Below are 14,791 nucleotides of genomic sequence, written 5' to 3' on the forward strand. Positions count from 1 at the left end.
TGGCTCATTAATCTTACTGACTAAAAATTCGCTCAAATAAACTTCGAGTAATTTCTACCAATTCAATCAATGATAATTTATCGATCAATCAACCAGTAAAAATCCACACAAGTTGTTCTTCATAATCTCTTAATGATCTCTTTCCTACCTCGTCAGTAGAAAATAACGAAAAAGATACTTAACAACCTCACCCTTGGTGAAGCTTCGTATCAATCGCGTCGGGATGTGCGTATTCTAGGGGATTTACTGTCGTTTGCAAGCACAATTCTTCAATTTAATTTCAAGAGTATATTTTTTAATCTAAATTTATATTTTAAAAGCCAGAAAACTCATGATAACTCACTGTAATTTAAAATAAATACCATGAAACCTATTTAATAAATTTTAGTTTAGCTATTTCCCATCATTACATTTATAGCGATATCCAATTTGACTGAACGCAACAAAAAGCATTTTAATAGCACCAATGTTTCATAAATAGGATAATAAGATGCTCAATGATCTCGACGATTTTTATTATTTTGCTTTAGTCGTTGAACATGGTGGCTTTAGTTCAGCCGAACGTGCAACAGATATCCCAAAATCCAAACTCAGTCGTCGTGTCTACAATCTAGAAGAAAAACTCGGTGTCCGTTTAATTCAACGAAGCTCTCGTCATTTTGCCGTGACTGAAATTGGTATGAACATCTATCGTCATGCACAAGTCATGATGAATGCTGCTCAGGCAGCACATGATTTAGTGGATCATCTGAGTATTCAACCGCGAGGTGTGATTAAACTCAGCCTACCCGTTTCTATTGCTCAAAACGAAATGACCAAGATTCTGCCGGATTTCCTTAAAATGTACCCTGAAATCAAAGTGCAATTAATCGTGAGTAATCGACGGGTCGATGTGATTAATGAAGGCATTGATGTCGCACTGCGTGTGCGCTCAAATCTGGATGAAGATCCCAATTTGATCATTCGTAAATTTGAGAAAATTGAACAGCACTTATTTGCCAGCCAAGCCTACCTCAACCAATATGGTGAACTGAAACATCCCGATGAATTAACTGAACACCGGATTTTAAGCATGGTGGATGAGCATCTAGATCAATTTTTAATTTTACATGATGCACAGAATCACCAGAAAAAGGTAAAAGTGAATCCTGTAGTGATGGGTTCCGATCTCATGATGTTGGCACAACTGGCAAGACAAAATTGCGGGATTGCCTTATTGCCGGATACGATCGCGAAAGACTACATTGAGTCTAGGGAATTAATCCGCGTTTTGCCAGACTGGAAAGCACCTCACGGTATTTTTCATGCCGTATACCCATCACGACGTGGCTTACTGCCCGCGGTACGCGTCTTTATTGACTATCTAGTAGAACATCTCACTAAACACTAACCCTATAATTTAATAAGGCATTTTATCCCTATAAAATGCCTTATTTTCTCAGCAGTATACTTTCAATATCACTCGTTTTAGAAATTCACCATTTCTAATATTTTTTAAGATCCACATTCAGATCTAATGATTTCTGGATATTGCCCTGTTCCTTCTGGCCAAGGCGACAGCAATTCAAAACCTTCCTCAGTCACGGCAACCATATGCTCCCATTGTGCAGATAGAGATTTATCTACAGTTACCACCGTCCAGCCATCATTCAATTCTCTAACACGTGCCTTACCCTCATTTACCATTGGCTCAATGGTAAAGACCATCCCGGTTTTTAACTGCACGCCCTGCCCCGGTATACCGTAGTGCAAAACACTCGGTTGTTCATGGTAGGTTTGCCCAATTCCATGCCCGCAGTATTCGCGAACAATACTGTAACCTTCTTTTTGCGCCACATTCTGAATCGCATGTCCCACATCACCGAGCGTTGCACCCGGCTTAACCATTTGTATACCTGCAAGCATCGCATGATAGGTGGTTTCCACTAGTTTTTGTGCTACAGGATTGACTGAACCGACGTAATACATCCGGCTGGTATCTCCATAATACCCATCTTTGATAATCGCCACGTCAATGTTAATGATATCTCCTTCTTTTAGAATTACTTCAGCAGAAGGAATACCATGACACACTACTTCATTCGGTGAAATGCACGTCGTTTTGGTATAACCGTAATATCCTACATTCGCTGGGATCACCTTTAGTGTGTTGACAATATAGTCATGACACAGATCATCCAGATATTCAGTAGAAACTCCTGGTTTTACGTGCTCGCCAATCATTGCTAAAACTTCAGCAGCAAGACGTCCAGAAACTCTAAGTTTTTCCAGATCCTGTGCAGTTTTTAGTTGAATGGTTGCAGCCCGCATGATGATTGCCCTCGATTGATCAGCCCAGATTATAGCCTGTTTACGTGAATGAGTTCTATTTTCGCTTAGAAATCCTTTTAGCCAATAACAGGAGATCATGCAATGCTTAAGATCACTTATCAAGGATCACCCAAGCCTACCACTTATAATTTTATATTTTTCCAGATAGTCAAATTACTAGATGAGCCTATATCGCAAGAAAACCCTATTCGATGAAATCGATGTCATGGATCTTTATAGGATTCTGCACAGAAAAAACCCCATTTTTATCAAAAAATGGGGTGTACTGAACTTTAAAAATCAGAAAGTTATAAAGTTCAAGGAGCTTGTGAGGGTATGAATAGTATAACAAATTAAATATAAATTAAATATAAATTAACTATAAATAAAATAACTACAACCCTATATTTTTAATATTTATTTTATAGATTTAAAGACTTTATAACGATCAAATGAATCGTATCACAAGACAGATTTTAGACACTGCTTCAATATCCTTTTTATAAAAATAAACATAAATCCCAACTCTTAAGACGATTGCTTGTAACAGAGTTTTTAACGGCTTGGACTGGTTCAATCGTATATAAATACTAAATAACAAGAAAATAAATCTTCTCAGCCTTAAAGAATTTATCAAGCAAATAAATTGCGACGCTTAGAAGGATATGCTAAGAATAGAAAATACTTAAAAATCATAATGGACTAGGAGTCCCATATGTCATTTCAACACATTCTTGTTCCAGTCGATGGTTCCGAAATCTCCCTCGCTGCGGTAAAACAGGCCGCTATTTTTGCCAAGGCTTTTGAGAGTAAACTCACTATCATCAGCATTGTGGTAGAAGATCCTTTCCGTGACAGTGATTTCTATTACTCGGCTGGCTCGGCTATTATGAAAGAGTACTTTATTGAAGCTTTTGCCAATGCACAAAAAGCTTTGGCAACCGCCCAAAATATTTGCGCAGAATATGGTGTGGGCGCTGAAATCAAAACCGTTAAAGGCGAAGTATCCGTAGGAACGCTCATCCAAATTGCTGAAGAGTCAAAGACTGACCTCATCGTGATGGGCTCTCATGGTCGTAAGGGCTTCCAGAAAATGTTACTCGGCAGTTTTGCTCAAGATGTCCTGGGCTCCACGCTGATCCCGGTGATGATTGTTAAACAATAAATCGTATAATCATAAAACATAAGCCTATCTTCTATATAGGTTTATGTTTTGATGATGCTATATATAAACAAACCAGCCAAACCTCTTTTTTAGTTATTAAAACTCATTTTTTATACCCAACATCAAAAAATAATTTTTTAAAATCAAATCATTAAATTCCTTTTATTTATTTTTGATAAGCTTTTTACCTTTTTTCATTATTAATTCATTTGTATAGCGCTTATGCTAACTCATGATGATAAAAACATGATGGGCGGCCTTGCTATGAAACCGATCAGCCAAATTTTCTCACAACAACGTTGTTCAAACTGCTGGGCACCATTAGCGAGCAATCCTCATGAATGCAGTAATTGTCATGAGCGAGATTTTGTCAAGATTCAGCATCCACCTTTGACATTTGGGATTATTTTATTCTTCGCCCTGTTTATTTTTGTATTCTTTATTCTCCCTCAGTTTTAACACACAAAAAATCTTGTGTTGTTTGCAGACTAAATCACACATCACATTAAGATTCATCTTGAATATCATCAACTTACTATGCCGTTATTCATTTAAAAAGCCCCATACAAAATGGGGCTTTTTAATTAACGCATCTGGCTGATCTTGACCGTTTGGATACGATTTTCATCCAATTCAAGCACTTCAAAATCAATACCACGATACGAGATGACCATACCAATCTTGATAGGTTGTTGAGCTTTATCCAGAATCAAGCCTGCTACCGTAATATAGTCGGCATCTTCTTCCACCAGATCCAGCATTTCCAATTCCAGTTCAAGCTGATACAAATCAAGCATACCGGTTGCTTTCCATGTGGATTCATCTAACTTGACTAAATCTGGCTGTTCATCGGCATCCGGGAACTCACCTGCAATCGCCTCAAAGACATCTAAGGGTGTAATAACACCTTGCACATTGCCAAATTCATTGGTCACCATCACCAGTGAACCCTTCGAGCTTCGCAAAGTATGAATGGCATCAATTACCTTCATCTTTTCAAAAATAAAGATGGGGCGCTGGCGTTTAAGCAATTGCTGTAAGGCAGCAGGGTCATCCAGATTGTCAATTAACTCCTTGGCACGTACCACTGTCACGACTTTATCCAGATTGCCACGGCACACAGGGAATAGACTATGCGGCACAGCCAAAACTTGCTCACGGATCTGTTCCGGCGAATCCTCTAAATTCACCCAAGAAATCTGATTACGCGGAGTCATAATTGATGCGACTGAGCGTTCGGCTAAGGTTAATACCCCACCAATCATATAACGCTCTTCATTCACAAAAGCCGCTTGTGCTTCTGCCTGCTCTGCGGTCTGAATCGTTTCTACACGCCCACCCATCAGTTTAAGAATGGAATCGGCAGTACGATGTCGTAATGGAATCTTTGATTGATGTTTCGCTTGATTACGAGAAGAAAACTGGTTAAACGCCTCAATCAAGATGGCTACACCAATACCGGAATAGATATATCCTTTCGGAATATGGAAGCCAAAGCCTTCTGCAATCAAGCTGATCCCGATTAACAGCAAAAAACTTAAACAAAGAATAACCACAGTGGGATGACGATTCACAAAAGCGGTCAACGGCTTTGATGCAACCAACATCACAAATACGGCAATCGTGACAGCAGCCATCATCACATAGATGTTATCAACCATCCCAATGGCAGTAATGACTGAATCGAGTGAAAATACCGCATCAAGCACGATGATCTGTGCCACTACAGCCCAAAAACCGGCATACGTGACGGATGAATTGGTCTGAATCTCAGGTTTACCTTCGAGTTTTTCGTGAAGTTCCGTTACGGCTTTATAAACCAGGAACAATCCACCAAATAACAAAATCAGATCGCGGCCAGAAAAACTTAAATGTGCAATTTCAATCAGTGGCTTCGTCAAAGTGACTAACCAGGAAATCACCGATAACAGACCTAAACGCATGACCAACGCAAGAGACAGGCCAATAATACGGGCTTTATCACGCTGTTCGGGTGGAAGCTTATCTGCCAGAATGGCAATAAAGACGAGGTTATCAATCCCCAAAACAATTTCTAAGACAATCAGTGTCAGTAGGCCAACCCAAATTCCCGGATCTAATAAAAATTCCATTTTTAGATCTCCTGTTTATCAGGGAAATTTTGAGCTATCGATGCAAATAACCTACTCGGCGACGGATCCATAACATTTTCCTTTACAAATAATGAAGCTTTATTATGCAGATTTTTTTCAAATTTAGGTATTTTTAAAAGCGATAGAATCAATCGAATTTTCAAAAAGTTAATTTAAACTGTTATCAAATAAAAGCATAAAAAGTGATAACAATAATATAAATTGTGATTAAAAATCATTTTCTTATATGAATTTCTTATTAATTAGGTAGACTTTAACAAATTTATATATTGATTAAACAATCTATTTTAAAATAATATGTAAATGTGACATAACTCATACAATAATTAAAAACATCACATTTAAGGACAGCCATTATGAGTAAAAAATACTCGAAATTTCTACCTTCACATGAAGAGTTTAATTTAGAACATTTTCCGTTTTATTGGATCACTCAGGTTCATTCTCAGTATGTACTCAAAGTAGATCACGTACTGAAAAAATACGGGGTAGATAATTCCAGACGACGTATTCTGATTGCCCTCGCCTCAAAGCCCAACGCCAGTGTTTCCGATTTATCAGAAATGGTGGTATCCAAAATGTCGACTACCACAAAAATCGTGTATCGACTCAAAGAGGAAGGTTATGTCGACACCTATTCTTGTCCTCATGATGGTCGAATTACTCGCGTAGTTTTAACCGAATCTGGCCTAGAAATGACTCATAAAATCAATGACTTGACAGCAGCTGTTTTAGAACAGTCCCTTGAAGGTTTGACAGCATTACAGATTGAACGAATGATTGATGGATTGAAGCATATTTTTCACAATCTATCCCATTAATCAAAGAAAGTCAGCTGTGGGGTTTCCTTGACAATTTTTGTCTTCGGAACATGCTGACATTCGAACTCTTCAACAGGAAAACCCTGCATAAAACGGTACATTTCCTGTGGAGTAGTGAGACTCAACCATTCATCGAGCTGGTGGTGAGGAATCACCACGACTGAACGTTTCACGTTCCCCGGTTCATGGAAATCTTTCATCATCAGATGGTCTATGGCATCTATCGTCAACATTGTAGCTGAACGAATTACTTGATCATTTAATTTCATAATCTCGTACAAGGCTGCGATATAAAAAGCCTGACCATCCTTGCGACGCACCGCCCAGCGTTGTGGCTGCTGATCAATATATTTACTCTCATAAAATTCTGTCACCGGAATAACAGCAAACTTACACTTCATCGCAGCAGCTTGAAAACTTGGCTTTTCTAGCAGTGTTTCACTGCGTGCATTGTAGGTCCGTTTTGCAATTTGCAGATCTGTAGCCCACTTGGGCACAAGACCGAACCTCACAGAACGCCATTCTAGACCTTGAGCAGATTTAAATAACAAAGGCAACTCATAACCCGGATAAACCTCATCTGGATAAGCAAAAGGGATTACGGGTAAATTGAGTGGTTTTGTCTGCTCAAATGTCAAGGGTTTAAAGTTCGCACACATTGCCTAACCGGACTAACTCAGAAACTTTTATATAAAGCCACTCGTAAGCTTTTTCAATCCAGTGATAACATTTTCCACGTTACGGCTGTCCACAATCACAATATCATTTTCATCAGATCAATAAAAAAAAGCCTCCGAAGAGGCTTTTTTTTATTCAACACGCTGAATTAGTCACCAGTATAACCTTTGAGTTTTAAGCGTGCAGCATGCAATAGTGGCTCAGTATAACCTGATGGTTGCTCATGACCTTTAAAGATCAAATCAGAAGCAGCTTGGAAAGCAATACTGTTTTCGAAGTCAGCAGACATTGGCGTATAAAGTGGATCATCCGCATTTTGCTGGTCAACAATTTTTGCCATACGTTTCAAGACTTCTTCAACTTGTGCACGGGTTACGATGCCATGACGCAACCAGTTCGCTACGTGCTGTGAAGAGATACGTAAGGTTGCACGGTCTTCCATCAAGCCAATATCATTGATATCTGGCACTTTAGAACAACCTACACCCAAGTCTACCCAACGCACTACATAACCCAAGATACCTTGACAGTTATTTTCAAGTTCATTGTTCTTCACTTCATCTGACCAATTTGTATCTGTCGCCAGTGGTGGAGTCAACAAATCATTCAGTGGCAATGCTTGTGTAGTTGCCAATTCTTTTTGACGTTCAGCCACATTGACTTGATGGTAATGGATGGCGTGAATTACCGCACCTGTTGGAGATGGAACCCAAGCACAGGTCGCACCAGCAAGTGGGTGCTCCATTTTGGTTTTGTACATGTCAAGCAGCATATCTGGCTTTGCCCACATACCTTTACCGATTTGCGCTTTACCACTTAAACCCGCATGCAGACCGATAAGTACGTTACGGTTTTCGTATGCTGGGAACCAAATTTGGTTCTTCACTTCAGTTTTACGAACGAATGGACCCGCTTCCATAAAGGTATGGATTTCATCACCGGTACGATCCATGAAACCTGTGTTAATGAAAATGGTACGGTCTTTCGCTTGAGCAATACAGTTTTTCAAGTTAACAGAGGTACGACGTTCTTCGTCCATGATACCCATTTTCAGCGTTTTCGCCGGTAAGCCAAGCGCCTGTTCTGCACGCTCGAATAGCTCTACCGCGAATGCCACTTCTTCTGGACCGTGCATTTTTGGTTTTACGATATACATTGAGCCAGTACGAGAGTTGCGTAACTGGTTCTCACCACGGATATCCGCGAAAGTTAATAGCGGAGTGATCAAGGCATCCATGATCCCTTCGTAAATTTCGGCACCATCCACCAAAATTGCTGGGTTAGTCATCAAATGACCGACATTACGCAGTAACATCAACGAACGACCATGTAGAGTTTGTACTTGGCCCTGAGCATCCATGTAAGTACGATCTTGATTCATCGCACGTGTAACAGTCTTGTCACCTTTCTGGAACGATTCAGTCAAGGTGCCTTTCATAAGGCCTAACCAGTTGCGGTAACCTTCAACTTTTTCTTCAGCATCAACTGCTGCGATTGAATCTTCAAGATCCTGAATCGTGGTTACAGCAGCTTCAAGCACGATGTCTTTGACACCAGCTGCATCAGATTGACCAACAACTGTGCTAGCATCGATTTGTACGATCGCATGCAAGCCATTATTTTTTAGAACAATCTCAACTGGATTTGCAGCTTCACCGTTAAAACCTGCAAACTTTTCTGGCTGAGCTAAACCAGTGGTTGAACCATCTTTTAAAGTCACAACCAAGGCATTGTTTTCTACCGCATATTTTGTAGCATCAGCATGTGAGCCTTGCGCAAGCGGGAATGTTTCATTTAAAAAGTTTTTAGCGAATTCAATAACTTTTGCGCCACGTGCAGGGTTGTAACCCTTACCTTTTTCAGCGCCACCTTCTTCTGAAATCACGTCAAAGCCGTATAGCGCATCATATAATGAGCCCCAACGCGCATTTGCCGCATTCAAGCAGTAACGTGCATTACGTACTGGTACTACAAGCTGTGGACCCGCTAAAGTCGCGATTTCTGCGTCCACATTTTCAGTACTAATCTGGAAATCTTCTACTTCTGGTAATAAGTAGCCAATTTCAGTAAGGAAAGCTTTGTAAGCTTCTAATTCAAATGGATTATTGCGATGCCATTCATCAATTTTAGCCTGCAATTCATCACGCTTTGCTAATAGTGCTTTGTTTTTTGGGCTAAGATCGACAACGACTTGTTCAAAGTTTTTCCAGTAAGTTTCGCTGTCCAAACCAGAACCAGGTAGTGCCTCATTCTCGATGAAATCGTAGAGCTCTTTAGCAATCGCTAATTTGCCTTTTTGAATACGTGCAGTCATTGTCTTTCCTGATATTGCTATTTTTTATCACAAGAGATTCTAGTATACCGATTTATACTTCACTGAATAGTAATATCACACAGCTAAATAGCAAGCATTTTTAATCTAATAAATACCAACATCATTAAATTAAATAATCAGTTTAGCGATACTACATCATCGTGATGAATACTCGATTACAGTTTATAAAGTTTTAGAAATGCCGAAATTAGACTTAAGTTCAGCTTTATTTAATAAATTATCGATTAAGCCTAAATTTCTGCATCAACCTTCCCGATTAAGCCATGAATCAAGAAAAATGTCGATAAATTGACCGCCATTTTATTAAAGCTTAGAGATAAAAAAAGCGCCCGAAGGCGCTTGATCTTATTGCTCAATAATCTGAGGTGCCTGAATCTGCCGATGTTCAGCATTGAGATATTCATCAGATTGCATCTCTAGCAAACGAGAACGTGTCCGCTCAATCTCAAAAGCTAGTTTTTCACCCTGATAAATTTCAATAATACTATCTTGCGAAGTGAGTAATAACTTTACACCACGATCGTAAAATTCATCAACCAGATAGATGAATCGACGTGTCGCGTCACTCAGCTGATCAGTTAGATGCGGAACATTGCTCACCAATACGGTGTTGTAGATATTGGCGATTTCAATAAAATCTGCAGGACTACGTGGCTTTAAACACAATTCACTGAATTCACACCACAATACGTCTTCGGTATGACCTAAAGTTTCTACTAGACGCTCATTAATGATGATCGGCTCTTGTGAAACTGTCTGTGTTTGCGTGAGTGCAGTAAAGCGTTTTGCCATCCACACTTGATGATCATGTGTCAGAGGTGATTTAAACAGCTGTGCCTGTTTTAACACACGCAGACGATAATCAACGCCAGCATCGACATTCAGCACAGTACAATTCTTTTTAACCATTTCAATCGTTGGCAAAAAGCGATCACGGTGAATGCCATTTTTATATAAACCATCAGGGGCAATATTTGAGGTCGCCACTAAGGTAATGCCACGATTAAACAGCTTCTGGAACAAATCGCTCAGAATCATGGCGTCGGTCACATTCGATACAAAGAACTCATCGAAACAAATAATGACTGCATCTTTATAAATTTGATCTGCGACCAAATCCAAGGGATTACGTTGTCCTGAAAGCTTATTTAGCTGTTTATGCACGTGTTGCATAAAATGGTGGAAATGCATCCGGGTTTTACGTCGAAATGGAATTGAATCAAAAAACTGATCCATTAACCAAGTTTTACCACGACCAACCCCACCCCACATATAAACACCTTGTGGTGCCGTTTGACGACGGAAACGACGAAAGGCTTTTTTCGAAGCTTTATAGCGCTGCAAGAGTTCTTGCCAAACACGTTCTAACTCATGTACCGCCTGGGCCTGAGCATCATCAGACATGAATTGCCCCGAAGCCAATGCTTGCGCATAGCGTTCTGCCGGGGATAAAGAAGTTAAAGAGCTATTGTTCGGATCTGACATATCAATTTCGGCTATCTAAGGCAGGTGGAAGTATAATGGAGATTGAGATGAAACCAATAAAACTTTAGCGCAAATCTCTTAGGCGATTCAAACACGTAAGATGATGTACACCCAAACACCTCATAATCCCATAGATTAGGTTCACTCCATACCACCTAATCTAAGGCTGTGGAGGGCAATGAAAATACAGCACACACCACATCAAAACTCAACAATCACCTTGTTGATTCCTTTCAATTTTCTACGCAGATAGACGGATTTACTAAAGCCAAAAGATAGATGATCAATCAACCTGTATCTCTTAGCTCCAGATGAGATGAATCTCTTTCACGCCCTATCTACAGAACAATATAAAGGGATTAAGTTTTTACTATAAAAAAGTGTCCGGTGAAAAGTACCTAAATGATCAAATTTATAGAATAATTTTGAAATCAAGCAGAAAAATAGAATTGTTTAGCAAATTCACAAATACTTAAATAACCGTGAGAGATTTTGAGTTGATCAGATCAAGCAAGTTTAAAGTTACTGAATCTGATCACAGAGATAAGAGGCTTTTATCTTATCCCTGTTTTTCAATGCTTAGCGAATAGAAGCCAAAATTTTATTTAAAGTTTGATTCGGATTCGCTGACTGGGTAATTGGACGCCCAATTACCAAATGCGTAGAACCATCTAACATAGCTTGTTTCGGTGTAACAATACGCTTTTGGTCATCAGCATTTGAACCTTCTGGACGAATACCAGGTGTAACCAAAGCAAAGTCTTGCCCCAACTCAGTACGTAAAATTTTTGCTTCTTGTGCTGAACACACCACACCATCCAATCCTGAATCTTTGGTTAATGCCGCAAGACGCTTAACTTGTTCAAAAGGTTCGATATCCAAGCCAATGTCTTTTAAGTCTTCACGCCCCATGGAAGTCAAAACCGTCACCGCAATTAACTGGGTTTGATAATTGCCTGCTTTTAGACGCTCAACACAGGTTTCCATCATTTTACGACCACCTGAAGCATGCACATTGACCATCCAAACGCCCAAATCTGCTGCTGCACAAACTGCCTGAGCCGTTGTATTTGGAATATCATGAAACTTCAAGTCAAGAAATACTTCAAAACCACGCTGCTGTAAAAGTCTGACGATCGCTGGACCTTCATGTGTAAATAGCTCTTTCCCGACTTTTACACGACATAAGCGAGGATCGAGCTGATCCGCAATCGCTAAGGCATCACTTTGACTTTTCGCATCTAGTGCAACAATGATACTCAAGGCTCTACTTCCATTAAGCAAAATAAAAGCCCATTATAATGGGCTTTTATTTTCTGAGGGAATGTCTAACACAGTTTTTTCATGTCTAGCATGTGCCGCAGCATCCGCTGCAGCCAGTTGAGCGGCATGAATTTGCTCTTTGCGCAGATGATCAATATCTTTACGCAGGCGTTTGATTTCCCAATTCGTTTGGAAAACACGGAATACTTGCACACCAAGCAGCAATCCCACAATAATTCCGAGTCCCAAAGTTAATAGCAGCAATAACCCTAAACGCATCGCGGGCACTTGCAAGAATAGTAAATCGACTGAAAGTTCCGCTCCATTTTGTAAAACCAAAGCAAGAGCATAGGCAAAAATCACAATCAACACTGCGACAAGAAAATAACGCATACCGCTCTCCAGTTATTTTATTTCTGGATCGACTCGTTTACTGCATCACGCAAAGCTTTACCTGGTTTAAAGTGAGGCACAGCTTTTGCTGCCACTTCTACTGATTTACCAGTTTTAGGATTACGACCAACGCGCGGTTCGCGATGATGCAAAGCAAAACTACCAAAACCACGAATTTCAATACGGTTATCTGCAGAGAGCGCCTCGATCATCTGATCGATCATAATTTTAACCGCTTCTTCTACCAAAGGTTCAGCAAGATGCGGGTTCTTAAGGGCAATACGCTCTATTAAGTCAGACTTATTAAGTGCTTCTGTAGTCATCGTCGACCTCATTAATTATCATGCTACTTTAACTCGTATTGATAATAACCTGTTTAAATACAAAACGGTAGCGCAGTATGATAATACTACGCTACCGTTTACAGTATTCATATAAAAAGTACTCATTAGTTACACTAACAAGTACTTTTTAACAAATTACTTCATTTGCGCTTTGATCAAGTCACCGATCGTCTTAGGACCGTTTTCTTGAGCAGCAGAAGCTGTGCGAAGGTTTGCAACCGCTTCTTTCTCTTCAGCTTCGTCTTTCGCTTTGATAGACAAGTTGATAGAGCGAGATTTACGATCTACATTGATGATTTTCGCTTCAACTTCTTGACCTACTTCTAGGAATTTAGTTGCATCTTCAACGCGATCGCGGTTGATTTCAGAAGCTTTCAAAGTTGCTTCTACTTCGTCAGCCAATTTAACAGTTGCACCACGCGCATCAACTGCGGTTACAGTACCTTTAACCAAAGCACCGCGTTCATTTGCAGCCAAGAAATCGTTGAATGGATCGCTGTTCAATTGTTTGATGCCAAGGCTGATACGGTTGCCTTCAGCGTCTACAGACAAGATAACCGCTTCAACAGTGTCACCTTTCTTGTAACGACGGATAGCATCTTCGCCTTGTTCGTTCCAAGAGATGTCTGACAAGTGAACTAGACCGTCGATACCACCAGGCAAGCCGATGAAAATACCGAAGTCAGTGATTGACTTGATTGTGCCAGAAACTTTCTCGCCTTTGTCATGGTTTTTAGCAAACTCTTCCCATGGGTTAGCACGAGTTTGTTTGATACCAAGAGAAATACGACGACGTTCTTCGTCTACTTCAAGAACCATTACATCAACTTCATCACCGATCTGAACAACTTTAGATGGGTGGATGTTTTTGTTGGTGTGGTCCATTTCTGAAACGTGAACAAGACCTTCAACACCTTCAGCGATTTCAGCGAAACAACCGTAGTCAGTCAAGTTAGTTACACGTGCTTTAACGATAGAACCTTTAGGATAACGGTTCATGATCGCCATCCATGGATCTTCGCCTAATTGTTTAAGGCCTAGAGATACACGGTTACGTTCACGGTCAAATTTAAGTACTTTAACAGTAACTTCTTGACCCACTTCAACAACTTCTGATGGATGCTTGATACGTTTCCAAGCCATGTCAGTGATGTGAAGAAGACCGTCAATACCGCCAAGGTCAACGAATGCGCCGTAGTCAGTAAGGTTCTTGATTGTACCAGTAACAGTTTGACCTTCTTCAAGTTGAGCAAGAAGCGCTTCACGGTCAGCTGAAGATTCAGCTTCCATTACTGCACGACGAGATACCACAACGTTGTTACGTTTAGCATCAAGTTTGATCACTTTGAATTCCAACTCTTTACCTTCAAGGTGAGTTGTGTCACGGATTGGACGAGTGTCTACCAAAGAACCTGGCAAGAACGCACGAACTGGACCGATGTCAACAGTGAAACCGCCTTTAACTTTACCAGAGATAACACCAGTAACGATTTCGCCGTCTTCAAAGATTTTTTCAAGTTTAGTCCAAGTTTCAGCACGTTTCGCTTTCTCACGTGATAAAACTGTTTGACCCATACCGTTGTCAAGCGCTTCAACAACAACATCAACTGTGTCGCCTACAGCAACTTCTAGTTCACGTTGTTCGTTAAGGAATTCAGCGCGGTCAACGATGCCTTCAGATTTAAGGCCAGTGTCAACAGTAACCCAGTCAGAATCGATACTTACAACAGTACCTTGGATGACTGCACCCTTTTCAACATTGAGGTTTAATTCACTTTCTTCAAAGAGGGCTGCAAAAGATTCGGTCATGATATACCTGATAAATTCAGCGGTCTTGGATCAGACAAGGCCGGTTTAGTTAAGCA

General features: G+C 40.1%; 12 protein-coding genes. 3 read left to right on the forward strand and 9 right to left on the reverse strand.

Going from position 1 to position 14,791, the window contains the following annotated elements; all coding sequences use genetic code 11:
* Nucleotides 1–490 precede the first annotated feature (490 nt).
* Nucleotides 491–1,390 carry a LysR family transcriptional regulator gene (locus PAE54_RS01930; RefSeq protein ID WP_326518219.1) on the forward strand — a complete coding sequence of 300 codons (900 nt, stop codon included), beginning with the start codon at nucleotides 491–493 and terminating at the stop codon, nucleotides 1,388–1,390.
* 104 nt (nucleotides 1,391–1,494) lie between these two features.
* Here the strand turns inward: PAE54_RS01930 and map are convergent, their stop codons facing one another.
* Nucleotides 1,495–2,310, reverse strand: coding sequence for a type I methionyl aminopeptidase (gene map, locus PAE54_RS01935; protein WP_326518220.1), 816 nt, complete (start codon nucleotides 2,308–2,310; stop codon nucleotides 1,495–1,497).
* A 715-nt stretch (nucleotides 2,311–3,025) separates the two neighbouring features.
* On the opposite strand from map, the gene PAE54_RS01940 reads away from it, so the two are divergent.
* A complete protein-coding gene (locus tag PAE54_RS01940; RefSeq protein WP_326518221.1) occupies nucleotides 3,026–3,475 on the forward strand; it encodes a universal stress protein in 450 nt (149 codons plus the stop codon).
* Nucleotides 3,476–4,059: 584 nt separating this feature from the next.
* On the opposite strand, the gene PAE54_RS01945 is transcribed toward PAE54_RS01940, so the two are convergent.
* Nucleotides 4,060–5,586: a TerC family protein gene (locus PAE54_RS01945; protein ID WP_326518222.1), complete on the reverse strand. Its 1,527-nt coding sequence runs from the start codon at nucleotides 5,584–5,586 to the stop codon at nucleotides 4,060–4,062.
* Nucleotides 5,587–5,963: 377 nt separating this feature from the next.
* Here PAE54_RS01945 and PAE54_RS01950 point away from each other — a divergent pair, with 377 nt between their 5' ends.
* The gene (locus PAE54_RS01950) at nucleotides 5,964–6,428 is read left to right on the forward strand and encodes a MarR family winged helix-turn-helix transcriptional regulator (protein ID WP_273776743.1); all 465 of its coding nucleotides are present in this window, start codon (nucleotides 5,964–5,966) and stop codon (nucleotides 6,426–6,428) included.
* Here the strand turns inward: PAE54_RS01950 and PAE54_RS01955 are convergent.
* The 7 genes from PAE54_RS01955 to rpsA form a co-directional block, all read right to left on the reverse strand.
* Nucleotides 6,425–7,087, reverse strand: coding sequence for an SOS response-associated peptidase (locus PAE54_RS01955; RefSeq protein ID WP_326518223.1), 663 nt, complete (start codon nucleotides 7,085–7,087; stop codon nucleotides 6,425–6,427). The two genes, PAE54_RS01950 and PAE54_RS01955, sit on opposite strands and share 4 nt — an antisense overlap.
* Nucleotides 7,088–7,254: 167 nt before the next feature.
* Entirely contained in the window at nucleotides 7,255–9,420 is a 2,166-nt protein-coding gene (locus PAE54_RS01960; RefSeq protein ID WP_326518224.1) for a malate synthase G, read from the reverse strand.
* 366 nt (nucleotides 9,421–9,786) lie between these two features.
* Nucleotides 9,787–10,926, reverse strand: coding sequence for a cell division protein ZapE (gene zapE / locus PAE54_RS01965; RefSeq protein WP_273776746.1), 1,140 nt, complete (start codon nucleotides 10,924–10,926; stop codon nucleotides 9,787–9,789).
* 579 nt (nucleotides 10,927–11,505) lie between these two features.
* Nucleotides 11,506–12,189: an orotidine-5'-phosphate decarboxylase gene (gene pyrF / locus PAE54_RS01970; protein ID WP_273776747.1), complete on the reverse strand. Its 684-nt coding sequence runs from the start codon at nucleotides 12,187–12,189 to the stop codon at nucleotides 11,506–11,508.
* Between the two features lie 33 nt (nucleotides 12,190–12,222).
* Nucleotides 12,223–12,582, reverse strand: coding sequence for a lipopolysaccharide assembly protein LapA domain-containing protein (locus PAE54_RS01975; protein ID WP_326518225.1), 360 nt, complete (start codon nucleotides 12,580–12,582; stop codon nucleotides 12,223–12,225).
* Nucleotides 12,583–12,599: 17 nt separating this feature from the next.
* Nucleotides 12,600–12,905: an integration host factor subunit beta gene (locus PAE54_RS01980; RefSeq protein WP_273776749.1), complete on the reverse strand. Its 306-nt coding sequence runs from the start codon at nucleotides 12,903–12,905 to the stop codon at nucleotides 12,600–12,602.
* A 156-nt stretch (nucleotides 12,906–13,061) separates the two neighbouring features.
* On the reverse strand, nucleotides 13,062–14,735 hold the full coding sequence (gene rpsA, locus PAE54_RS01985) for a 30S ribosomal protein S1 (protein WP_273776750.1): 1,674 nt from the start codon (nucleotides 14,733–14,735) through the stop codon (nucleotides 13,062–13,064).
* Nucleotides 14,736–14,791: the final 56 nt, after the last annotated feature.

This window comes from Acinetobacter minutum (assembly GCF_035916735.1).
Classification (GTDB): domain Bacteria; phylum Pseudomonadota; class Gammaproteobacteria; order Pseudomonadales; family Moraxellaceae; genus Acinetobacter.

Coding starts and splice junctions, on each gene's coding strand:
- PAE54_RS01960 (WP_326518224.1), bottom strand. CDS start 9,420: ATGACTGCACGTATTCAAAAAGGCAAATTAGCGATTGCTAAAGAGCTC.
- PAE54_RS01980 (WP_273776749.1), bottom strand. CDS start 12,905: ATGACTACAGAAGCACTTAATAAGTCTGACTTAATAGAGCGTATTGCC.
- PAE54_RS01945 (WP_326518222.1), bottom strand. CDS start 5,586: ATGGAATTTTTATTAGATCCGGGAATTTGGGTTGGCCTACTGACACTG.
- rpsA (WP_273776750.1), bottom strand. CDS start 14,735: ATGACCGAATCTTTTGCAGCCCTCTTTGAAGAAAGTGAATTAAACCTC.
- PAE54_RS01940 (WP_326518221.1), top strand. CDS start 3,026: ATGTCATTTCAACACATTCTTGTTCCAGTCGATGGTTCCGAAATCTCC.
- PAE54_RS01930 (WP_326518219.1), top strand. CDS start 491: ATGCTCAATGATCTCGACGATTTTTATTATTTTGCTTTAGTCGTTGAA.
- map (WP_326518220.1), bottom strand. CDS start 2,310: ATGCGGGCTGCAACCATTCAACTAAAAACTGCACAGGATCTGGAAAAA.
- PAE54_RS01955 (WP_326518223.1), bottom strand. CDS start 7,087: ATGTGTGCGAACTTTAAACCCTTGACATTTGAGCAGACAAAACCACTC.
- PAE54_RS01950 (WP_273776743.1), top strand. CDS start 5,964: ATGAGTAAAAAATACTCGAAATTTCTACCTTCACATGAAGAGTTTAAT.
- PAE54_RS01975 (WP_326518225.1), bottom strand. CDS start 12,582: ATGCGTTATTTTCTTGTCGCAGTGTTGATTGTGATTTTTGCCTATGCT.
- zapE (WP_273776746.1), bottom strand. CDS start 10,926: ATGTCAGATCCGAACAATAGCTCTTTAACTTCTTTATCCCCGGCAGAA.